Origin of the sequence: Kineosporia sp. NBRC 101731 (assembly GCF_030269305.1) — a bacterium.
Classification (GTDB): domain Bacteria; phylum Actinomycetota; class Actinomycetes; order Actinomycetales; family Kineosporiaceae; genus Kineosporia.
Genome location: NZ_BSTC01000004.1, coordinates 222,555 through 243,615, shown reverse-complemented (window position 1 = coordinate 243,615; position 21,061 = coordinate 222,555). Strand labels below are relative to the sequence as shown.

The window sequence follows — 21,061 nt, the reverse complement described above, 5'->3', positions numbered from 1 at the left end:
GTCCGGCGGCTAGCTGAAAACCCCTATGACCGGGGGATGATCGCGCCGCCGGTCGCGGTAGTGCGCCGGTAGCGCTCTGGTGGCGGGCGACCGCGCTGAGTGTTCTCGGTATGCCGTCCAAATCATCAATGCCAACACGGTGTTTCACGCTGCGTCATACTTTTGCCGAAGCGGTCCCAGAAGTTGACCGAGCCGGGGCCATCTGTGCGAAGGTTCGCGCTGTAGGCCAGCAAATGCCCGGATCGAGCTGGCCGTTCGAGGCTCGGGGAGGGCCGTCGCAAGTGCGTGTGCGTGTAGGTAAGAAGCTGGCTGTGGTGGGGATGGTGCTCCTGGCTCTGGCCGGCTGTGGTCATGTCCAGGAGAACGAAGCACGGGTGAAGGTCGAGGACGCGTACGCCGAGGCGTCCGGCGTGACGTTGCCCCTGCCGACGACGATGCCCGGTGGCTATCAGCTCAAGCGGTTCTGGTCGGTGGCGAGCATCTACGACGGCAACGGGGATCTGCAGTCGATCGCCCGTAGCGCCGAGTTCACCGGCCCCAGCGGAACGGTGCGGGTCTGCACCGAGATCATCGACATCCCGGGCGACCTGTGCCCGGACTCGAATGTCGGCATCACCAGGGACGACAGAAAGAACGGTCTGCGCCAGACCGTCTACATCGACTCCCCGACCCCCGACACCGACGTCGATGCGGTCTGGGGCGACGTGACCTACTCGGCCTCGCCGAGCGACTGGGCCTGGCTCGGCTGAGCCACGCCACCTGCGGTGATGCACGGCCGGTCAAGACGCTGGCAGGCCGTGCACGATCTGCACGATCACCCTGGTTACCCCTCGATGACGGCCTGAAGAATCTGCGCGGCCTCGGGAAACCGGTCGGGGCCCGGCGCGGAGTAGTTCAGCCGCAGGTAGGGGTGGGTCGGCTCGGCCGGGAACCACTCCGGGCCCGGCGCCACCATGAGACCACGGGCCTCACAGTCACGGGCGAGCCGGTCCGGATCGATGCCGTCGGGCAGCCGCACCCACAGGTGGATCCCGCCGGCCGGAACCTGCTCGAGGTGCGCGGCGGGCGTGTGCTCGCGCAACGACCGCAGCAGCAGGTCACGCCGGATCCGTAGTCCCTGCCGCAGTTCTCGCAGATGGGTACGCCATCCGGGCCGGGTGAGGACATCGAGCGTGGCGGTCTGCAGGATGCTGCTGACGTAGAGCCCCTCGGCCCCGCGGTCGGCGGCGATCCGGTCCCGCACGGGCCCGCGGGCGATCACCGCACCGATGCGCAGGGCGGGCGACAGGCTCTTGGTCAGCGAGCGCAGGTAGATGACGTGCCCACTGTCGTCGTGCGCGGCCAGCGGACCGGGGTCTGAGTCGATGGCGAGGTCGTGGGCCCAGTCGTCCTCGATCAGGAACGCCCCGAACTCGCGCACCACCTCCAGCACCGCCTGCCCGCGCTCGCGGGACCACTGGACGCCGGTGGGGTTGGCGTACGTGGGCTGGGCGTAGAAGGCCCGGGCCCCGGTGCGGGCGAAGGCCTCGCGCACGGTCTCGGGGTCGGGACCGTCCGGGCCGCCCGGCACCGGAACCAGGGTGACGCCGGCCTGCTCGGCCGCGAGCAGGGCACCCCAGTAGGTCGGCGACTCCACGAGCAGTGCCCGGCCGGGACCGACCACGCAGCGCAGGACCGAACTGAGCCCGCTCTGCGTGCCCGGCACGATCGTGACGTCGCGGCTGACAGGAGGTGTCACCCCCGCGGGAGCGGTGCCGGCCAGACCGGCCGCGAACCAGGCCTGGAGGTCCGGGAGCCCACGGACCGGGGAGCGGGTCAGCGTCGGGCCCGAGCGCGCCGCCCGGATCAGGGCGGCCCGCACCAGGGGACCGGGCAGCAGATCCGGGTCGGGATAACCCGAGTGCAGGCCGATCGCATCGGGCGCCGCGAGTCGCTGCGAAGTGGGCACCAACGGGAGCCGGGTGTGGGGCTGCCCGAGCGCGGCCGTCTGCCACCGGTGGTCCACCGGCTGCGGTAGGCGCGCGGGTCGCACGAACGTGCCGATCCCGGCCCGGCTCTCGACCAGGCCGAGGCCGCTGAGGGCGTGCATGGCCTTCTGCACCGTCACCGGCCCGGCGCCGTACTCGGCCATCAGCTCCCGGTTGCTCGGGAGTTTCGCCCCGGCCGGAGCGGCGGCGATCCAGGCTCGCACTCCCTGGACAATGCGCTCGGTGCTACCGTCGGCCATGTCGACGCACGGTAGCACTATCACTCCTGAACGTCCGGTGCTATCACCCCGGACCGGGCTGGCCTGGGGCCTTCTCGGGGTCCTGGCCTTCTCCTTCACCGTCCCCTTCACCCGGGTGGCGGTCGGTGGGCTCTCGCCCCTGCTGATCGGTTCCGGCCGCGCGGTGGTCGCCGCTGTCCTGGCCACGGTGGCGCTCTGGGCGACCCGTCAGCACCGTCCGGACCGCCGGCAGTGGGGTCGCCTGGCCGTGGTCGCCGGTGGTGTCGTGGCCGGGTTCCCGCTGCTGACCTCCTACGCGCTGACCACCGCACCGGCCGGTCACGGGGCGGTCGTGATCGCGATCCTGCCCGCGGCCACCGCCATCGCGGTCGTGCTGCGGGTGGGAGAACGACCGGCGGTTGCCTTCTGGGGATTCGCCGGGCTGGGCGCGGTGGCGGCGCTGTTCTTCGCGGGATTGCAGTCAGGGGGACTGGGCAGCCTGGCGCAGGCCGACCTGCTCCTGTTCGGTGCCGTCGTCGCGGCCGCCGTGGGATATGCCGAGGGCGGCCTGCTGGCCCGCGAACTCGGCTCGTGGCAAACCGTCTCGTGGGCGCTGGTGCTGGCGGCCCCGCTGATGCTCGCCCTGGCCCTGTCGTCACTGCTGCGGGAGCCGCCCGCCGGGTCGCCCGCGCAGTGGGCGGCGTTCTCCTACCTCTGTGTGGTGAGCATGTTCCTGGGCTTCTTCGCCTGGTACCGGGGACTGGCCATCGGACCGATGGCCCAGGTCAGCCAGGTGCAGCTGACCCAGCCGGTGATGAGCATCCTGTGGGCCTCGCTCCTGCTGCACGAACAGCTCACCTGGCCGACCCTCGCCGGAGGGGTGGTCGTCATCGTCTGCGCGGGACTGGCCGTGCGGGCGCGGCTCTAGGCAGGCGTCGGGGCCCGGGACCAAGGACCTCAGGTCGCGCACGAGGCCGGGGCCGAGGGGGAACGGTACGGCATGGACCCGCCCTGTCCTCAACCGGCGGGTACGCCGGAGGGAAACCGCTGCGTAATGCTTGAGTAACCTCAGGAAACCGGCGGGTTCGGGGAGAGGATCATGGACGTGCGCGCGTACGTGTGGGTGGACAGCTGGCAGTTCCAGTGTTGCGGTGAGGTCTTCCGGACCGGTGACGACGTGCGCTGGGACGTGCTCGCCACCCCGGAGGGCATCGGCGGGGTGGACGATCGGCTCAGCGCGGACCGGGCGCGCCGGATCCATTTCCAGGAGGAGCACCACGGCGGCCGGACCGACGGGGTACTGACCGGAACCGTCGCCGGCATCCAGGTGCTCACGGTCGGGCGGGTTCTGCGTGAGCGCACGCGGGAGACCGTGCCGAACAGCGGACGACTGCGCCAGGTCGACCGGGCCGACCCGTGGGAGCGCGAGCAACCCGACCGGACCTTCGACGGCTGGATCGTCGAGCTGACCTCCGCCGCCTACACGGCCGGTGAACCGGACCCGACGTGACCCGCGTCCACCCGATCCTGCTCGCGTCCCTGCTCATCGACTCCCTCGGATCGGGCACCGCCGGGCCGATGGTGCTGCTGTACTTCCACCGCGTCGCCGACCTGCCCCTGGCCCAGGTGGGACTGATCGCCAGCGTCGCTGCCACGACCGGCCTGGTCATCCCGCTCTTCGCCGGCAGCCTGGCCGACCGCTTCTCACCCCGCGCCCTGGTCGTGGCCGGGCAGCTGATCCAGGCCCTGGGCTACATCCTGTTCCTCGTCGCCCGCGACCCGGTGCCGATCTTCCTCGCGTTCGTGCTGTCGACCGCCGGGCTGCGGGTGTTCTGGGCCACCTTCTTCTCCATGCTCGCCGGGCTGCCCCTGGTGCTGTCCCGGGAACGCCTGTTCGCCATGACCGGCATGACCCAGGCCATCGGGTTCGGCGTCGGGGCCCTGATCGGCGGCCTGCTCGTGGCGCACGGATCGATGCCGCTGTTCCAGGTGGCCCTGGCGTTCAACGTGCTCTCCTACCTGGTGGCCGCCGTGCTGTTGCTCCAGGTACCGATGGCCCTCACCGTCCCCGCCGCGCAGCGGCAGTCCGGGCTCAGGACCCTGCTGCGCGACCGCGCCTTCCTCGGCCTGATCGTGGTCGACATCGGCTTCGCGATCTGCAGCGACGCCCTGATGGTCGGCCTGCCCATCGCGGTGAAGGAGGGCGGCATCGCCCACGTGGCCGTGCTCGGACCCCTCCTGGCGCTCAACACCCTCGTCATCGTCACGGCGCAACTGTTCGTCGCCGACCGCCTCGGCGGCTTCTCCCGCGTACAGGCGCTCGCGGCCGCCGGCGGACTGTGGTGCGTGTGGGCCCTGGCCATGGCCGTCCTGCCGGTCCGGTCGATGATCTTCTCCTCGTTCCTGCTCGCCGTCCTCGTCCTGGTCTACTGCCTGGCCGAGATGATCCACGCCCCGGTCGCCCAGGCCCTGGCCGCCGACGCCGCGCCCGTCCAGCACCGCGGCATGTACCTGGCGGGGTTCCAGTACGGCTTCGCCATCGCCAATGTCGTGGTGCCGGGCGCGTTCACCGCCCTGTTCGCGCTCGGGCACGCCGTGCCGTGGCTGGCGCTCGCCGGGCTGGCCGCCGCCACCGCCGGTGGGGTGGCGGTGGTGGGGCGGTTCCTGCCGGGCGCGGCGGTGCGGCCGGTGCGCCCGGTGGCGGCCTAACCGCAGGACGGCCCCGGGTCTCAAGCCGGACCGGGCGGTTGCCGATCACCGCGCATGGCCGAAATGGTGCAGGTGCCCGCGCCGCCGCAGTGGCGTAGGAAGGTCGAGGAGGACAAGGCATCGCGGGGCGATGCCTATGTGACGCCGCACCTGGCGAACCCGGTCAATCTCTCGCCCGGGCCTGCCTCCCAGGGGATGCTGGACCGGATCGGCCGGATCGTGCAGAACAAGTTCGGCGAGGTCGGCCCGCACGTGGCCGTCTGCCTGGCCGGTGACGTGCTCTACCTGGCCGCCAACAGCAACGGCCGGGCCCCCCGGGGGAACTGGCACGAATTTCTCACCGAGAAGCTGCCCGCCAGCTACCAGCGGGCGAACGCCCTGCGCAAACGGAAAGACCTGCGCAAGATCGGTCTTCTCGCCACCGGGGAGTACCTGGGGCTCCAGGAACTCGGTGAGCCCGAGTCGGCCCGGCTCACGGCCCTGCAGACCGCGCTGCAGGCCCCCCTGGCCGAGGGAAAGATGCAGTGGGTCGCCAACAAGAAGGACAAGAAGGGGGATGTTCACGCCGAGATGGCGATCCTCGGCGCGGTGATCGCTCACGTCGGTGGAGAACCGGCCGAGGCCGTGCACGATCTGCCGTTCGGCGGCGTTCACCGCGACTGCCGACTGTGCCATCTGGGTTTCCTGGTGTTCAACGAGAAACACGCGGCCACCGGGTACCGGGCCGTCACCGGCGGCACCCACCGGTATTCCTACCCGAACTGGCGGATGCCTCCCTGGATGCGCAACGACGCGGCCGCCGCTGAGCGGATGCGCGAGCTCGTCCGCCTCGAGCTGCCCGGCGCGATCTGGAAGAACGGTGGAGCCACGTTCGTCTGCGAGGAAGAAGTGGCCCGGCTGCAGGCGGCTGCGGAACTGGACGCCTACGAGTCGGAATCGGACTACGAGCAGGACGCCTGAGCTACCGGTGAACGGCCTGACCCGGCCCGCGCGTCAGCGCTGAGCCACGCGCCGCTACCGGTAGCTTCTGCCGGATGGGGGAGTCACTCTCGGTGCGCTGGCAGCGTTTTCTCGACGGTCTGGACGAAGCGGTCCGGCGGCGGGCACCGGCCCGGGACCGGCCGGCCGGCGCGGAGTCCGACCGTGACATCAGCATCCTGGAGTCCTGTGGGCAGGCCGTCCGGCAGGCCTGGACGAGCGCGCCGGACCTGTTCGCGCGCATCGACGAGAGCCTGGACGACCTGGCCGCCGCCGTCGGGCTGACCGAGTTCGAGACCGACCTCGTCGCCGTCACGCTGGCCGCGGACCTCGATCCGTCCCTGGCCGTGGCCCTGGACCGGATCAGGCCGTTCGGCGGGCCGAAGGAACATCCCACGATCGGTCCGGTGCTGGAACTGCTCGGCATCGCCAACGTCGTCCCGCAGGTCCGTGCGGCGCTGCGTCCGGGTGGAAGCCTCCAGCTCACCGGTCTGCTCCGGGTGCCGGACACGGGTCCCTTCCTCACCCGCAGTCTGGTCCTGCCCGACCGGGTGGCCGCCCATCTGCTGGGTGACCACACGCCTGACGCCACGCTCGGGGCGTGCCTCGTCACTCCTTGCCCCCTGGATCTTCCCGGTGGCGGCCAGGTCCTGGAGCACTGGCGGTCGGGCCCGGGTCTGGTCTGGGTACACGGCCCGCAGGGGAGCGCCGGTCTGGCCATGGTGGCGGGCGCGGCCGCACGGCTCGGGCTCGAGGTGGTCGCGGTCGATCTGTCCCGGGCCGATGACGATCCGGCCGGCCGACTGGATGCCGCGGTCCTCGAAGCCGTTCTGTGCGGGGGTGCCCTGATCGTCACCGGGCGGGCGGAGGGGACCGGGGCCCAGCTGGTGCACCGCCTGTCCGAGGCCCCGGTGCCGGTGGCCGTGGTGGCCGCAACGGCGTGGGACCCGGCCTGGGCCGGGTGGCTGCCACCGGTGGTTCCCGCGCTGCGCCTGAGCGACGATCAGCGGGAGAGTCTGTGGTCGGGCCAGCTCGGCGAACGGTCGCCCGACGGTGAGGTCCGGCGGGACCTGATGGCTCTGCGCGTGACGCCGGAAGAAATTCGCGCGGTCGGTGACCTGGCCCGCTCTACGACGGAAAATCCTACGGCCGAAGACCTTCTGCAGGCAGCACGGCGCCTGGGTGATCAGGCCGGAACGATGCGGCGGGCGGAGGTGACCCTCGACGACCTGGTGCTGCCCGCGTCGCTCCGCGGTGGTCTGGAAGAGATGATCCGCTGGGGGCGCCATCGCGACGCCGTGCTCGCCCAGGGCCCGCTCATGGGCCGGGGACGCGGACGGGGCATCGCGGCGCTGTTCGCGGGCGGATCAGGTACCGGAAAGACCATGGCCGCGCAGGCGATCGCCGGGAGCCTCGGGCTCGATCTGTACCAGGTGGATCTGGCCACGGTCGTGGACAAGTACGTGGGGGAATCCGAGAAGCGGCTGGCCAAGATCTTCGCCACCGCCGAAAGGCTCAACTGCGTCTTGTTCTTCGATGAGGCGGACGCGCTCTTCGGCAGCCGCAGCGCGGTGCAGGACGCGCACGACCGCTACGCCAATCTCGAGGTCTCGTACCTGCTGCAGCGTCTGGAGCAGTTCGACGGCATCGTGGTGCTGGCCACGAACCTGCGGGGCAACCTCGACTCCGCGTTCACGCGTCGGCTCCAGTTCATCCTGAACTTCCCCGAACCCGACCACGCCGGACGCGTCGCCCTCTGGGGAGCCCACCTCCAGCACGTCGCGCAGTTCGATCTCGACGACCCGATCGACATCGAAGCCCTGTCGTGCGTGGACGAACTGAGCGGTGGCGTCATCCGGAACGTGGTTCTTTCGGCGGCTTTCGCCGCGTTCGACGACAGCGCCGGCCGGGTCGGGCACCGGCACGTGACCTCGGCGCTGCAGCGTGAGTTGCGCAAGATGGGCCGGCGCGACCGGCCGGGCATTCCGCGGCGCCGGACACCGGTGACCCAGAGCGCCGCCGACATGACCGCAGGCGTGACCGCCGACATGACCGCGGACGTGGTCGCGGCCGGGAGAACGGTGCGGCCGTGACCTCGGGCGGACCGGTTATCGCGGCGGGTTGTACAGGCGGTGCCACCTGGCCGCAGGGGTTCCGCCGCCGATGGCGGGAGAGGTGAAGACGCACGGGTAACGCCGGTCGGTCCAGCGCCATTCGTACCCTTGGCCGGCGACCGCGGCCTCGGCCTCGGCGAGGCTCGTCGTGTAGAAGTTGTCGACCCACACGGGCTGGAAGACCCGGTACAGCCGCTGGGCGCCCGCTGGTATGTCGTCCTCGTTGTCGGCCATCAGGACCCACATCGGATGGTCGGCGCTCTCGTCGGTGTAGCCCTCGTCGTGGGCGACGGACAGGAACTCGTCCTCGAACGGTGTGTAGAAGTGATCCTGCCCAGGGCCGTTGTAAAAGCGCCGGAGCCGGGCGATCCGGCCACTCTCCTCGGAAGGGACCTCCTGGGTGAAGAGGTAGAGCGGATGGCGCAGCGTCTCGTCGAGGTAACCGGCCTGCGCCAGCGCCCGGGCCTCAGCGGTGTCCGTCGTATAGGCATGATCGGGTTCCTGGCCGGGGACGACCGGGGAGGGCGGGTCGAGGGACGACGCGATCCTGAGCGTGCCGGTGGCCGCGGCGGCGGTCAGGCCGGCCGCCACGGTGGCGGTCACACCCATGCTCATCACGGATCGGCGTGAGAGCGGCCGGTCCCGGTGGTCGACTGGAGACATGGCTTCCCCCTGGTTTCATCCTCTGCCGCACCCTTTCACGAACCACGGCAGCTGCGGTCGGTGACATGCGGGTGCGAGGTCTCTCGCGGGTGAGTAGCAACTTCATGGCTTCCGTTGCGCGTGGTTCGCGGAACGCGTCCTCGCCCTTGGTAACGTCCCTGAGGTTCGTGCCGGTGCCGGGGGCTCCTGTCCAGGTGAGCTGCACCGGCCCGAGCACCGGGGAGGAATCGTGCCGCTGTCCGCGCTGGAAAGCACGCTGAAGTCGTGGTTGCAAGAAGAGGTGCCGCTGCCCGAGGAGGACGGGGACGTCTCGTTCGAGAGCCCGGACGGCACCTGGGGTACGTCTCTCACGCGGCCGACACTGAACCTTTTTCTTTTCGACATTGCCCGGGCGGCAGTGCAACCCGCGGTGACCGGTCCGTACCGCGACACCAACGGGGTGGTCGTGCGGGACCGGCCGGCGCCCGTGGTCTCGTTCTCGTACCTCCTGAGTGCCTGGGGTGGCGGGGTGCGGGAGGAGCACCGGCTCCTGGGGGATGCCGTGCGAGGTCTGCTGCGGACACCGGTGCTGGACGGGGACACGGAGGGCGGGGAGATCACGGGCAAGGTGAACATCGCCCTGGCGGATCCGGAACAGGTCAGAGGCCGGGATCTTTGGGGTGGTCTGGGGGGAAAGCTGCGCCCCTCTCTGGTTCTCGTCGCCACGACCGCCGTTACCCTGGACCGCCCGCAGCGCGTCGCGGCGCCGGTCCGGCGGGTGGAGACCACCGTGGCGCCGCTGCGCCGGTCGGGCAGCGCGACGGACACCGGGCGTCGCCCCGGCTGGTTCGGGGCCTCGCGGCAACGGCAGCGCGACGGGGCCTGATGGAGGTCCGGCTGGTCAACGACGAGGTCAGCCTGGAACCGGAGGTTCCGGGGGAGGTGCTGATCGACGTCGTCAACACCGACGATGTGATCGACGCGGTCGAGATCGACCTGACCGGTCTCTCCGGGGCCACGGTGCGCCTGGAGAGCACCCCCACGCTGTTTCCCGGTGAGCGGCGGCGGTTACCGCTGCAGGTGCAACTGCCGGCCCAGGTACCGGCCGGCCGGCACCGCGTCGATGTGGTGGTGCGGGCGACCGCGACCGAGAGGGAGCATCAGGCCGGCCTGCAGGTCGACGTGGCCGCGCGTCCCGCGCTGACGGCCGGTGTCCGCCCCTGCGTACGCATGGGCACCCGTCGCGTGTCCTTCCCGATGACGGTCGCCAACCGCGGGAACACCGCTCTGCTGGTTCATCCCCGCGAGGTCGACCTCCCCGACGGGGTCTCCATGACGTTCGAGCCGGACGAGGCCATGATCGAACCGTGGCAGACGAAGGTCTGCCGGGTGGAGGTCACCGCCCCCTGGCGTCTGCTCGGCGCTGTCCGTGAGCACCTGGCCGATGTACGCGTCGTGGCCGCGTCGGTCACGCCCGGGCACCCGATGCTGGACGAGGAGCTGCACCAGGACGTGCGGGTCACCTTCCGTCAGCGGCCCGTGCTGGGTCACGGGCTGGTGTTCGCGGTGGTCCTCGTTCTGGTGCTGGCGATCTGGGGCACCCTGGGATATCTCGGGCTGCGTGCCTTCGTCCGCCCGGAGGCACCGCCGGTCGCGGTACCCGACGGGTTCCGGACGGGTCCGGGGCCTCGTGACGTTCTGGATGTGGCGCTCACACTGTCCGGACTGGTCGTCTCGGAGGTGGACGGTTCGCCGGTGTCCGGGGTGAAGGTGCTGGCGTGCAGCCAGGACCCTGCGGTGCGGCCGCGGTCGCGCTGTACCGAGGCCACCACGACCTACCGGACCGCCAGTGACAGCCAGGGCCGGTTCTGGCTGCCGGACACCTTTCCCGCCCGCTACGAGATCGTTCTCGCACCGCCTTGGAACGGGAATGCGAGGCTGCGGGCCGCCGTGGACCAGGAGTCCTGCCGGGTCCGGGGGCGGCTGCCGGGGCGTCCGGCTCAGCTGACGGTGAGGCTGCGGAACCCGGACGGATCCGCCACGCCGGCCGTGCACGTCACCGCCCGGCTGTCGGCGCCGAAGCAGCCCTCGGCGGACGTCGATACCGGGGGAACCCCGGAGGCCGGGAGGTCCCCGGGTGTCACGGTGGCCCCGACACCGGTCCCGGCCTGCGGGCCGATCCCTTCCTCGGCCCGGAAACCCTCTGCGACAGCGCTGTCCGGTTCTTCCGCCGGTCGTTCTGCCGGTGCGGGGACGGGTGCGTTCGAGGGTGCCCGGTCCGATCCGGCCCGGCCGGCCGGCCCGGTCTGGCTGCCGGCCAGGACGCCGACGGGTAAGGGGGAGGAAGGCACACAAGGCGCCGGACCCGGCGACCCGGCGGGCGGCTCCGGGCCGGGGGAGTTTCCGTCCCGGCCCGCCGCCGGCGGCGGGTGGGAGAGCCAGATCCGTCTGACGGGGCTGCTGGCACCCGGCTACTACGACCTCACGATGACCGTGGGCGGGCAGGCGATGCACGCCTGTCGTCTGCATGTGCTCCCGGCGCGGGCGAACTTCTATTCCGTGCCGTTCTCGGCGAGTTCGGCGACCTGTGCAGGTGATCCCGGATGATCACCGAGTTCTCACCCGGGCAGATCGTGCACCGGGCCGGCTCGCCGGGTGAGATGACCCTGCGGGTGCAGAACGTCCGGGACACCATTTCCGCGTTCTCGGTGCGCATTCTGGGGGCCGACCCGGACTGGGTCGAGGTCGGCGTTCCTGAGTTCGAGCTCTTTCCCGGTGAATCGCGCGAGCTGACGGTGCGGGTGCTCCTGCCGGAGACGTTTCCCGCCGGCTCCCATCCCCTGACGGTGCAGGTCCAGGAGGTCGGTGGCCGCCAGGAATGCTGGCTGCAGCCGGTCGAGGTGCACGTGCCCGCCCGGGAGCGCCTGCTGCTGACGGTCAGGCCGCCGCTGGTGTCCGGAGGCCGTCGTGCCGGTTTCCGGCTGAGGGCCGAGAACGCCGGCAACACGACCGTGGGCAGCCCTCTGGTGGGAGTGGACGACGAGGCCCGGCTCACCTTCGATTTCAGCTCGGAGCGGCTGGACCTGGCGCCGGGGGAGCAGACCCGCATCGACGTGACGGTCCGGCGGCGCCGGCCCTGGACGGGTATGCCGGCGCCCCGGATGTTCTCGGTGTATGCGGATGCGCGCACGGATCAGGAACGCCGGATCGGGGTTCCTGTCGAGGGGCCGCTGGCCCAGGGAGCTTTCCTGCAGAAACCGCGGATCAGCCGGGCCGCGTTGTCGCTGGGGGCGAGTCTGGTGGTCCTGGCGCTGGTGCTCGGCGTGGCCGCCGTCACCGTGGGCGCGATCTTCACCCAGCACGACGTGGAACAGGCCAATACCGCCGATCAACTGGACGAGGTCAGCGATCCGCACGTCGGGGGAGCGGCGGACGGTTCGGCCGACTGCCCCTGCTTCCTGAAGGGAACGGTGCAGCCGGAGCCCGAGTCGGTCCGGTCCGGACGTGCGGCGCCGGTGAGCAGCGGCGGACGTCGGGGCCGGGGACTGCCCACCGGTGCGGTCGTCTCCGCGTACCGGCTCGATGACACCGCCGTCCCGGTGGTCAGCACCAAGGATTTCGGTGCGGACGGCACCTGGCAGATGGAGGTTCCGTCCGGGGAGTACCTGATCCGGCTCGAAGGCACGGGTCCGCATCCGATCTGGTACCCCCAGGCGACCGACCCGGAGGATGCGGCACCGGTCACCGCGACCGGTGGTGAAGGCACGTCGCTGAATCCGATGGTGCCGGGACTGGCGCTGGGAACGGTCGTCGTGACCCTCGACATGGACATCCCGGCGGGTGCCGAGGTGAATCTTCAGCTGGGTGAGGGAACCGCGGCTCCGGGAGCGGGGGTGAGGCAGGCGGAGCAACTGCCGGGTACCGCGGTATTCGTGGCGAAGGACGTGCTTGCCCCGGCCCGCTACACGGTGGTCGCCGCCAAGGAGGGATACCGCCCGGCTCAGGCCACCGTGACGCTGGAGCCGGGGGTGCCCGCCGACGTGACCTTACGACTGGCCCCGGATCCCGCGAGCGGACTGCGGCTTCCGCCGGGTGCGACCGGAGAACCCGGCCCTCGCGGTGACCGGGGTGGTGCGGGGACGACGGGCGACCCGGGTGCGGACGGTACGAACGGCCGGGACGGAACCAACGGCATCGACGGCACGAACGGAACGGACGGCACGGACGGAACGAACGGCACCGACGGCACGGCCGGCACCGGCGGGAGTGACGGCACCGACGGGACGAACGGCAGCGACGGTGCTGACGGAACGGACGGCGCCGTAGGGCCTTCCGGTCCGCCGGGTCCCAGCGGTCCCCCGGGGGAGGACGGCGTGTCGGGCCCGGCCGGGTGCTCCTGGTGGCACGACGTCTTCATCTGCGTCCGGCCGTCGGCGACGACCGCCCCACCGGCCACACCCACCGAAACGTCGTCGGAAGGAGTTTCATGAGCAGCCCCACAACAGACCGGCAGGCAGCGTCCTGGTCAGGTGACCGCGCCACGCTGAGGGTGACGGCTCAGGAAGGGACGGTCGACGCCGGCCAGACGGTGGTCGTGCGTGGAACCGTCCAGAACCTGACGGGCGAGGAGGTGCGGGCTGTTCTGCTCGCCCGGGGCCTGCCGTCGTCCTGGTGCCCGCCGGCCCAGGTCCTGCAGTTGCCGGGTCACAACACGGCTGAGGTCTTCGTCTACCTGACCCCTCCGGCCGGAACGTTGCCCGGCCGGTACCTCTGGACCCTGACCGCGCAGACCTCGGGTGCTCCGGTGCCGGTCGCCGATTCCCAGCTGACGGTTCGCCGCCCGCCGTTCACCGACCGACCACAACCCCCGAGCGGTTCTGCGCGACCGGCAACGCGGCGTCCTCGGGTGGTCGCCGTGATCGCCGTGTTGCTGGTCGCGCTGCTGCTGATGGTCGTGGCGGGGGTGAAAGTGTTCACGGCCGCGTCGGCCGGACCGCGGGCGCGCACCCTGGCGGCCATCGTCGACACCGCCGACCGGGATGCCAATGTGGCCCGCATGCGTCGCGCCCCGGGCCCCGTACGGGTCCAGGGCACGGTGTTCCTGGACGGCGGTGCCTCCTCACCGATCACGGCGTTCGTGCGTGGTCTCTCGCGCGAGAACCTCAGCGGCGCGAGCGCCCGCACGGGCCGGACCACGTACCCGGTCACGATCAGCGGCCACGACTGGAGCGCGGATCTGCCGCCCGGCATATACGCGATCTACTTCCGCAGCCGCGGCTACAGCGGTGCCTGCGTGATGGTGGAGACGGTGACGAGCGCCAGGACCACCCTGGCGCCGGTGAGGCTCAGCGCAGGAGGTACGTGAGGAACAGGATGAGGCTCAAAAGCAGGAGCAGCCCGGCCGTCGCGACGACGACGGGCCGGGTCCGCCGCTGTGGCAGCCAGTCCTCGTCGTCCCACAAGGGCTCCGGTTCGGGCTCCGGAACCGGCTCCGCCACCGGACGGGGAACCCGCAACACCGATGCACATCGGAGGCACGTGAGTGATCCGAAGGCGTTGGGCTCGGCGCACTCCGGGCACAAGCGCCCGGCGCGCACGGCCCGTCCGCCCGTTCCCGGAAGCCGGCGCAGCGCACCGGACAGCGGGGCCTCCTGCGTGTTCTCCGTGACTTCCGGGGCCGGGATCGCTTCCTCCCACAGGGGCGGAAAGACGTCCTCGTCCCCGCCGTCCCAGAAGTACGGGCCGCCCGGCATCGGCTCCCGGAGATCGGCGTCAGCGGTGTGATCGGTGTGATCGGCATCGTCCTGAGCGTCCCGGGGCCGGGGCACCCCGGAGGGCTCGTCCGGAATCACCAGGAGCTCGACCCTCACGCCGATGGGCACCTCGTCCTCGATCAGGGCGACGACCTGCTGCGCATCCACATCGCCGGCCAGTGGCATCCGGACCTGGACCCAGCCGGTCGCTCCCTCCGGGGCCTGACCCTCGCGGTAGACGCCACCGCCGTCGATGATCTCGACCGGGCGCCCGCCGGACAGCAGGGACAGCCACTGCTCCAGACCGGCCCGGGTGCCCCGGGCCCCCAGCGCCCGGGACTGCGCTCGCAGCCAGTCCCGGTCGCGCAGCGGGTGGGTGCCGGCGGCGGGATCGACGGGGCCGGCGATCCAGCTCCCGAGCCAGGGCACCATCGGGGCGGGCGCGACGGTGGGATCGGCCGCCTCGGCCACCGAACCCACCGAGTGCAGCAGGGTGTCCGCCAGGTCCTCGAAGATCGCGAGGAAGCGCACCGTGAAGTCGTCCTGCTGCATGACGACCGGCAGTTGCCGGGCGAGCCAGCCGGGGGCCGGCGCACTCATCGGGCCACCACCATCAGCTCACCCGGCAGGAACAGGCTGTCGGCGTCCAGCGTCAGGACGTCCCGGACCGGGCCGACCCGTTCCCCCCGGCGCAGGTCGTACTCGTACAGGCGCACGTCCTCGATGTTCGCGACACCGGCCAGCCCTTCCAGCCGGTGCACGACGGCGGACCCGGTGAGATGTCGGTCGAAGGGCCAGCCGCTGCGGTCGGCACCCCCGTGCAGCGGGTCCAGCCAGGTGCGCAGCGTCTCCTCGGCCGTCTGACGCACCGCGGCCGCGCTGTGACCGGTGGCGGCCCGCACCGACACCTCCACGGCGACCCCGATGTAGTACGGGGTGGTCAGCTCGATGCGTGAGCCGACCAGCCGGCGCGGTTCCAGACCGGCGGTGACTTCCTCCAGAAGCTCTTCCTCGAGAGCGAACTCGTCCACGTTCCGCAGGCCCGGGGCCGGTGGCCGGCGGGGCACCAGCAGCAGCCGCACGGGCCCACCGTCGGTCTCGGGCACCGCACAGCGCGCTCGGGCCAGCCGGGGGCTGCTCTCCAGACTCAGTTGCTCGAAGTCGGCGGCGGTGACCGCCCGCCGGCCCGTGCGCAGTGTCAGGGGCCCCCGCACCTTCACCTCGTCGACGGTCTCCGGATCGGATCCACCGGTGGCCGCACGGAGGTTGGAGACCGTGGTGATGTACGGCAGCGGCGACCGGGGCGCCACGAGGGTCCGCGCGCCGACATTGCCGGCCGCGCCTCCGCCCACCCGGTATCCGGTGACGCCGATCAGGCTGCCTTCCAGCGGTGCGGCCCCGTGACGCCTCACGCTGCCGTCGGGCTGGCGGACCGAGGGCCCGAAACGGATCTCGCCGCTGGCACCCTCCCAGACGTAGTGCTTGTCCTGAGCGCCGCTACGGGTGAAATCCGCGACCTCGGTCCAGACATCGGTGCCCGTGGCGCCGGTCACGGTGACCTCCTCACCGGGCCGACGGGGGGCCACCGGCCGGCGCGAGGTCCGCAGAACCTGTCCGGGGCCACCGTCACTGCGACCCAGGACCTCGGCCTCGACCAGCTCCACGTGCTGTGCGGGCACCGTGCCCCCGACCGCCGAGGCGGTGAGGGAGGAGATCCGGGGCGGACGAGTGTACCCGGGCTCGCCCGGGTCCGGGTCCTGGAGAACGACCCTGACCCAGGAGGCGGTCCGCCCACCGACGGCCCGGGCGACGTGGGCACCGGGCATCAGGAGAATCAGCTCCCCGGGCCGGTTCAGGCCACCGGTGCTGTCACGGTGAACCGTCACCGGGGTCCATTCCTGCCCGGTCCAGGCCTGCCAGAGGATCGGCGGGCGGTCCGGGTGGATGCCCATACCGGCGGCCTGGGCGGTGATGTTCAGCCGCAGGGCCGTGCCGGGCAGAGGTTCGGTGAACCCCAGGTAGAGGGCGTCCCCCTCGACGGGATCCGGGCCGAAACAGTCCACGGCCACGCCGGAACGCAGGATGGGCAGCAGATCCCGGGCGTCCGGGTCGGCCGTGACCGACAGGGTGTGGGCCAGTACCGGGGGTGTGATCACCAGTTCGCGCACGGTGCTGAACACCACCGCGTCGCCGGTCCCGGCCATGGTCGCGACCTGGCTCCCGGCGGGGACCCGGACCTCGTGGTCGAGCACGTCGGAGAGCCAGAAGGTCAGGTCGGTGGAGGCCACGCCGGGGGCGAACGGCTCGATCCCGAGCAGATTCAGGAACTGGAGGTAGAGCCGGTCCGGCACCTGGTTCAGCCGGTAGATCACCTGCTCACTCATCCAGGCGAACAACTCGATCAGGGCGACGCCCGGATCGTTGAGGTTGTGGTTGGTCCACTCGGGGCAGTGGCGGGGGATGGCGCGCTTGGCCTCATCGACGAAGTCCTGGAACCGGCGGTCGTCCAGGGTGGGTACGGGGAGGGGCATCAGGCGTCTTCCTGCGGGATGAGATAGAACGGGTGAACGAGGTTGCGGCGGTCGTTCGTGGTCCGGATCCGGTAGCCGACGTGAAGGTGCACCAGGCCGGCCGATTCCGGATCGGGCACGACATCGACCTCGTCGACGGTGATCCGGGGTTCCCACCGGGTGAGGGCTTCCCGCACCGCGTGGCGCATCAGGCCGATGGTGTTCGGGTTGACCGGCTCGAAGACGAGCTCGTGGATACGGCAACCGAACTCCGGGCGCATCAGGCGCTCGCCGGGTGCGGTGAGCAGCACCGTGCGCACCGAGGACTCGAGGTCTGCGGGCCCGCCGTCGAGCGCGATGACACCGGTGTGGTCCACGCGCAGGGGCCAGGCGATGCCCCGTCCGACGAAGTCGGTGAGCTCGCGCTGCCCGGCGACGTTCGGGGCCGGGTCGATCGTGGGAGGCTGGGAGTGCCACCCGGCGCGTACGGCGGGACGGCGCTGCGCCGGGATCGGGCGCGTGGACATCGACGTGTTGATCGACGTGTCGAAGGTGTCGCTCATGGCGCCTCCTAATTGATCGCCACGGTGGCGCCCTTGACGGACGCCGGTCCGCCGGCGGTGACGTCCACCTTCAGGCCCTTGAGTTCGCTGGACGTCGTGCCCTCGAGCGCCAGGGTGGCCGAGGCCCGCGCGGCGATCTTCGTTCCCCGCAGATCCACGCCCTGCTGTCCGGTCACGGTGACGTTGACCCCCTCGATCCTGATGTTTCCCTGCGCGTCCAGCGTGATCGACGCCTGTCCGGCCTGCAGTTTGATCGGGCTCCCGGCCGCCGCCCGGAGCACGATCCCGTCGCCGGACATCAGGAGTTCATGTCCTGACGTCTGTTTCAGGCTGACGGAGTTTTTCCCCGGGGCCGAGGCATCGGTCATCACCAGTGCGTGCCCGTTGGCGGTCGTGATGCCTGATGACAGATCGGCCTGGCGGCCGGCGGTGGCCGCCGGGGTGCCGTCGTGCCCGTTGTGGACCGCTCCGAGTACGAAAGGCCTCTGCAGGTCTCCCTCTTCGAAACCGACGAGGACCTCGTCGTCCACCCGATGCGGCACCACCATTCCCCGGCCGGGCCCGGCGGCCGGCAGAACGGCCCGGGCCCAGCCGGTTTCGACATCCGGGCCCAGTGTCGGGAGCTTGACCCGCACGCGTCCCCAGTTCTTGGGGTCGTGGATGTTCGAGATCAGGCCGGGGATCAGACCCATCGTCCCGCCGATCATGGGCGAGGTCACCGGCGGCGCCTGCGGGACGCCCGGTGCGGCGACGACCGGCACCGCACCGTGGGTGCGGTCCCCGGCCACGATCGTGGTGCCCGTCACCGGGCCCCAGTCGTGCCGCACCGCGACCACCGCGTGCCGGCCGGCGAGGGGTCCGGCGCCGGTGAGCGAGAGATCCTTGCGGGGGCTGATGTCCGGCGCGATCGCATGGGTGCGCACCCGCAGGGTGGTGCCGGACCGGGCGAAGCGCCCGGCCTGGGCCGTGGCCTGGGCGATGATGTCGGCCTCACCGGCGGTGGACAGCGCGCGGGTCTCGTAGGTCGATGCGGTGTCGGACTGCGCGAACCCGCCGGCCCCGGTGAGCAGGGCCGGGCCGCCGGAGGTGGCGGTCGCGGAGGTGTTACGGCCGGTGAGTTCCTGCTTGGTGACCGGGTCCCAGCCGCGCAGCACGACCGTGCCGGTGGCCTTGCCCGAGGTGCGGAAGTCGAGATCGGCGATGTCGGCGCCCAGGTCGAGGGTGACGGCGGAACCCGAGGCCGGGGCCGGAGCTACCTGGAGCACACCGTCGGCCGGGTCGATCCACCACTCCGTCCCGTAGCGTTCGGAGATCTGCTCCAGGAGTTCCAGGGGCGAACAGGCGACGATCACGGCATCGCGGGCGCCGGCGGGAAGCCCGGCGATCCGGACCGATCGCACGTGCGGGGTGAGCGCCGCCTGCAGGGCGTCGGTCAGGGGCGCGTTGGCCGTGTTGACCGTGCGGCCCACACTGCCCAGGCCGTGGGCGGCGTCTTCGGCCACGATCGTCACCGCGGTGTGGTGGTCGCCCTCGTCGGGGCAGGACACCAGGAGGCCGCTGACGGTGCCGGCGAAGACCTTCACCGCGGCACCTCGCGCGTCGGGGAAGGAGACGGCCACCTCGGTGCCCGGTGCGAACGACCGGGCCTTGTCGGTGAGCATCACGAAACCTGGATCGCTGAAGGAGATCTCCGCCCGTGCAGCGCGCCGGAGCCCACGTTCCACCGACACGCTGATCAGGTGCGCGCCCAGGTCCCAGGGCAGCTGGTTCCCGCCGAGCGTGATGATCGGGACACAGGTCATGCGGGCCTCCCGGGGATGGCCAGCGTGGCGCCGGGGCGCACGGCCAGCGGGTCCTGGATGTTGTTGGCCTCGGCGATGAGCCGCCAGGCGGTGGGATCGGCGTAGTAGCGGGCGGCGATCCGGTCGAGCGTCTCGCCGGGGCTGACCTGGTGCACGGTGTGGGGCCAGGGGGTACCGGAGGTGGGGTTCTGCGGGCCGAAGGCATCGTCCTGTTCGTACTGCTGCAGCGACACCCGCACCCGGGCGCGCAGGGGAACCCCGGTGCCGGAGAAGTAGACCAGGTGAACGTCCAGGGCGGTGACGACCGCCGGGAACGAGCGCAGATCGCCCCAGTGGAAGACGACGGTCGGGGGACGGAGCCGGCCGGTGGTGCGGTCGCTGCCGGGCAGATCGGGATCGACGTCCATCAGCGCCATCAGGGCACCGGTGTAGCGGGTCACGGGTGTGCCGGTGCCCGTGGTGTCGAAGAAGATCTCGAACGACATCGTGCCGCTGACGGCCCCGCCGTACTCCAGCCGGGGAACGTCCCGGCCGGCCCGGGGGGCGCAGCGCCACTCGTTGCTGCGGGAGATGGCCAGCTCGGAGGGGTTGAACAGACAGTCGATCCGCGCCCCGGTCTCCGGCTGGAAGTAGGCCTTGGTCTGGGTGCCGGACGTACTCATGCGAGGGTGCTGGACGTGAAGCCGTGGTGGGCGATCTCGAGCTCCTCGGACAGGACCGAGGTGTCGGCCGTGGCGAGCGCCGGGCCGGTCCAGCGGATCGGGAACGCGTCGCTGATCGAGAAGGACCGCAGGCGGGTACCGCCCACGTCGACCAGCGTGACGGAAGCGGTCCTGCGCTCGAGCTTGCCGCCGGCCCCCTGGAACCCGTCGCCGGCCGTCTTCCTCATCCACTCGAAGAGGTTGTCCGACTTCGTCAGGCCACGACTGAAGACGAGGCTGGGCCAGCTCATCTGGCCGGGGAAGCGATGGACGAAGCCGTTCACGCCGCCTTCGGCGTACTCCTGCACGGCGACCGTGACCTCCAGGCCCTGCACCTTCTCGAAGGTCCCGATGGCGATGCCGTCGACCTCCAGCAGGAAATTGGCGGCGACGGGAGGCTGGTCGCCGAGCGCGGTCGCGTCAGCGGCCGCCACGGACTGCTCCTCGCACACGCACCGTCAACTGTGCTCGGGTCATGCCGGTCATGAGGGTCATGCGCGTCCCTTCCCCGATGGCCGGCACCTCACCTGCGGGAACCGGCCGGCAGGTGAGGTGCCTCGTCCTGGATCTACTTCTTGCGCTCGAGGCTGTCGATCTCCAGGCTGATGGTCTCCTTCAGCGGGTTGCCGCTGGACACGTCCAGGCTGTCCAGGGCGATCTTGGACACCCAGCCGTTGGTGAAGTTGTAACGGCCCAGTTCGGTGGCGTGATCGGTGGCGTAGAGCACCACCGAACCGTTCTTGCGCGCGTCGGTCAGCGAGCCCTTGTCCTTGACCTTGGAGAACCACTGCCAGACGCCGTCGGTGGGGGAGTCGTCGACCGCCAGGCGGGTCAGGGTCAGGGTGCCGCTGGTCTGGCGGCTGCCCAGGGTGCGGGTCCAGACCATCTGCCCCTTGGCCGTGGTCTGCTGCATGTCGGTCGCCTCGACGCTGACGTCCAGGCCGCTGACCCCGGTCAGCATGGTCATGGGGGAGCCGTCCACCTCGAGGTAGAAGGCGTTGGACATCAGGCCGGTGTTGGAGACGACGGTCGTGTCGGACATGGTGGGGTGCTCCTTCGAAATCAGATGGGAGTCAGGTGGGA

The 21,061-nt window shown here is 71.2% G+C and carries 19 protein-coding genes; 10 read left to right on the top strand and 9 right to left on the bottom strand.

Going from position 1 to position 21,061, the window contains the following annotated elements; genetic code table 11:
• Window positions 1-281 precede the first annotated feature (281 nt).
• Window positions 282-749 (top strand): hypothetical protein, encoded by a 468-nt coding sequence (locus QSK05_RS13990; protein WP_285597602.1) that lies wholly within the window; start codon window positions 282-284, stop codon window positions 747-749.
• Window positions 750-823: 74 nt separating this feature from the next.
• Here QSK05_RS13990 and QSK05_RS13985 read toward each other — a convergent pair whose 3' ends face one another.
• A complete protein-coding gene (locus QSK05_RS13985) occupies window positions 824-2,227 on the bottom strand; it encodes an aminotransferase-like domain-containing protein (RefSeq protein ID WP_285597601.1) in 1,404 nt (467 codons plus the stop codon).
• A gap of 37 nt (window positions 2,228-2,264) precedes the next feature.
• Here QSK05_RS13985 and QSK05_RS13980 point away from each other — a divergent pair, with 37 nt between their 5' ends.
• The 5 genes from QSK05_RS13980 to QSK05_RS13960 all read left to right on the top strand — a co-directional run bounded on the left by QSK05_RS13980 (window position 2,265) and on the right by QSK05_RS13960 (window position 7,986).
• Window positions 2,265-3,134, top strand: coding sequence for a DMT family transporter (locus QSK05_RS13980; protein ID WP_285597600.1), 870 nt, complete (start codon window positions 2,265-2,267; stop codon window positions 3,132-3,134).
• 171 nt (window positions 3,135-3,305) lie between these two features.
• Window positions 3,306-3,716 carry a DUF6578 domain-containing protein gene (locus QSK05_RS13975; RefSeq protein WP_285597599.1) on the top strand — a complete coding sequence of 137 codons (411 nt, stop codon included), beginning with the start codon at window positions 3,306-3,308 and terminating at the stop codon, window positions 3,714-3,716.
• A complete protein-coding gene (locus QSK05_RS13970; RefSeq protein ID WP_285597598.1) occupies window positions 3,713-4,915 on the top strand; it encodes an MFS transporter in 1,203 nt (400 codons plus the stop codon). Before QSK05_RS13975 ends, QSK05_RS13970 begins: the two co-directional genes overlap by 4 nt.
• 54 nt (window positions 4,916-4,969) lie before the next feature.
• Window positions 4,970-5,875, top strand: coding sequence for a hypothetical protein (locus QSK05_RS13965; RefSeq protein ID WP_285597597.1), 906 nt, complete (start codon window positions 4,970-4,972; stop codon window positions 5,873-5,875).
• Between the two features lie 74 nt (window positions 5,876-5,949).
• Window positions 5,950-7,986, top strand: coding sequence for an ATP-binding protein (locus QSK05_RS13960; protein ID WP_285597596.1), 2,037 nt, complete (start codon window positions 5,950-5,952; stop codon window positions 7,984-7,986).
• Between the two features lie 15 nt (window positions 7,987-8,001).
• On the opposite strand, the gene QSK05_RS13955 is transcribed toward QSK05_RS13960, so the two are convergent.
• Entirely contained in the window at window positions 8,002-8,610 is a 609-nt protein-coding gene (locus tag QSK05_RS13955; RefSeq protein ID WP_285597595.1) for a hypothetical protein, read from the bottom strand.
• A gap of 289 nt (window positions 8,611-8,899) precedes the next feature.
• Here QSK05_RS13955 and QSK05_RS13950 point away from each other — a divergent pair, with 289 nt between their 5' ends.
• Genes QSK05_RS13950 through QSK05_RS13935 form a run of 4 tightly spaced genes read left to right on the top strand, consistent with a single transcriptional unit; the run spans window position 8,900 to window position 14,014 of the window.
• Complete coding sequence (locus QSK05_RS13950) at window positions 8,900-9,535, top strand: Pvc16 family protein (protein WP_285597594.1); 636 nt, start codon at window positions 8,900-8,902, stop codon at window positions 9,533-9,535.
• Window positions 9,535-11,256 (top strand): hypothetical protein, encoded by a 1,722-nt coding sequence (locus QSK05_RS13945; protein WP_285597593.1) that lies wholly within the window; start codon window positions 9,535-9,537, stop codon window positions 11,254-11,256. Before QSK05_RS13950 ends, QSK05_RS13945 begins: the two co-directional genes overlap by 1 nt.
• Complete coding sequence (locus tag QSK05_RS13940; protein WP_285597592.1) at window positions 11,253-13,139, top strand: hypothetical protein; 1,887 nt, start codon at window positions 11,253-11,255, stop codon at window positions 13,137-13,139. The genes QSK05_RS13945 and QSK05_RS13940 overlap by 4 nt, the downstream gene beginning before the upstream one ends.
• The gene (locus QSK05_RS13935; RefSeq protein ID WP_285597591.1) at window positions 13,136-14,014 is read left to right on the top strand and encodes an NEW3 domain-containing protein; all 879 of its coding nucleotides are present in this window, start codon (window positions 13,136-13,138) and stop codon (window positions 14,012-14,014) included. The genes QSK05_RS13940 and QSK05_RS13935 overlap by 4 nt, the downstream gene beginning before the upstream one ends.
• Here the strand turns inward: QSK05_RS13935 and QSK05_RS13930 are convergent.
• The 7 genes from QSK05_RS13930 to QSK05_RS13900 form a co-directional block, all read right to left on the bottom strand.
• A complete protein-coding gene (locus tag QSK05_RS13930; protein ID WP_285597590.1) occupies window positions 13,995-15,002 on the bottom strand; it encodes a hypothetical protein in 1,008 nt (335 codons plus the stop codon). The genes QSK05_RS13935 and QSK05_RS13930 overlap by 20 nt on opposite strands.
• Window positions 14,999-16,933 carry a putative baseplate assembly protein gene (locus tag QSK05_RS13925; protein WP_285597589.1) on the bottom strand — a complete coding sequence of 645 codons (1,935 nt, stop codon included), beginning with the start codon at window positions 16,931-16,933 and terminating at the stop codon, window positions 14,999-15,001. Before QSK05_RS13925 ends, QSK05_RS13930 begins: the two co-directional genes overlap by 4 nt.
• Entirely contained in the window at window positions 16,933-17,475 is a 543-nt protein-coding gene (locus QSK05_RS13920; protein ID WP_285597588.1) for a GPW/gp25 family protein, read from the bottom strand. The genes QSK05_RS13925 and QSK05_RS13920 overlap by 1 nt, the downstream gene beginning before the upstream one ends.
• 8 nt (window positions 17,476-17,483) lie before the next feature.
• Window positions 17,484-19,277, bottom strand: a complete 1,794-nt coding sequence (locus QSK05_RS13915) for a phage baseplate assembly protein V (RefSeq protein WP_285597587.1) — start codon at window positions 19,275-19,277, stop codon at window positions 17,484-17,486.
• Window positions 19,274-19,939, bottom strand: coding sequence for a CIS tube protein (locus QSK05_RS13910; protein ID WP_285597586.1), 666 nt, complete (start codon window positions 19,937-19,939; stop codon window positions 19,274-19,276). The genes QSK05_RS13915 and QSK05_RS13910 overlap by 4 nt, the downstream gene beginning before the upstream one ends.
• Entirely contained in the window at window positions 19,936-20,412 is a 477-nt protein-coding gene (locus QSK05_RS13905; RefSeq protein ID WP_285597585.1) for a phage tail protein, read from the bottom strand. Before QSK05_RS13905 ends, QSK05_RS13910 begins: the two co-directional genes overlap by 4 nt.
• A 134-nt stretch (window positions 20,413-20,546) precedes the next feature.
• Window positions 20,547-21,020 carry a phage tail protein gene (locus QSK05_RS13900; protein ID WP_285597584.1) on the bottom strand — a complete coding sequence of 158 codons (474 nt, stop codon included), beginning with the start codon at window positions 21,018-21,020 and terminating at the stop codon, window positions 20,547-20,549.
• Window positions 21,021-21,061 lie beyond the last annotated feature (41 nt).

Excerpts from the sequence above, each read along its gene's own strand:
- QSK05_RS13985 (WP_285597601.1), bottom strand. The coding sequence starts at position 2,227 with ATGGCCGACGGTAGCACCGAGCGCATTGTCCAGGGAGTGCGAGCCTGG.
- QSK05_RS13975 (WP_285597599.1), top strand. The coding sequence starts at position 3,306 with ATGGACGTGCGCGCGTACGTGTGGGTGGACAGCTGGCAGTTCCAGTGT.
- QSK05_RS13965 (WP_285597597.1), top strand. The coding sequence starts at position 4,970 with ATGGCCGAAATGGTGCAGGTGCCCGCGCCGCCGCAGTGGCGTAGGAAG.
- QSK05_RS13960 (WP_285597596.1), top strand. The coding sequence starts at position 5,950 with ATGGGGGAGTCACTCTCGGTGCGCTGGCAGCGTTTTCTCGACGGTCTG.
- QSK05_RS13945 (WP_285597593.1), top strand. The coding sequence starts at position 9,535 with ATGGAGGTCCGGCTGGTCAACGACGAGGTCAGCCTGGAACCGGAGGTT.
- QSK05_RS13940 (WP_285597592.1), top strand. The coding sequence starts at position 11,253 with ATGATCACCGAGTTCTCACCCGGGCAGATCGTGCACCGGGCCGGCTCG.
- QSK05_RS13935 (WP_285597591.1), top strand. The coding sequence starts at position 13,136 with ATGAGCAGCCCCACAACAGACCGGCAGGCAGCGTCCTGGTCAGGTGAC.
- QSK05_RS13930 (WP_285597590.1), bottom strand. The coding sequence starts at position 15,002 with ATGAGTGCGCCGGCCCCCGGCTGGCTCGCCCGGCAACTGCCGGTCGTC.
- QSK05_RS13925 (WP_285597589.1), bottom strand. The coding sequence starts at position 16,933 with ATGCCCCTCCCCGTACCCACCCTGGACGACCGCCGGTTCCAGGACTTC.
- QSK05_RS13920 (WP_285597588.1), bottom strand. The coding sequence starts at position 17,475 with ATGAGCGACACCTTCGACACGTCGATCAACACGTCGATGTCCACGCGC.
- QSK05_RS13915 (WP_285597587.1), bottom strand. The coding sequence starts at position 19,277 with ATGACCTGTGTCCCGATCATCACGCTCGGCGGGAACCAGCTGCCCTGG.
- QSK05_RS13910 (WP_285597586.1), bottom strand. The coding sequence starts at position 19,939 with ATGAGTACGTCCGGCACCCAGACCAAGGCCTACTTCCAGCCGGAGACC.
- QSK05_RS13900 (WP_285597584.1), bottom strand. The coding sequence starts at position 21,020 with ATGTCCGACACGACCGTCGTCTCCAACACCGGCCTGATGTCCAACGCC.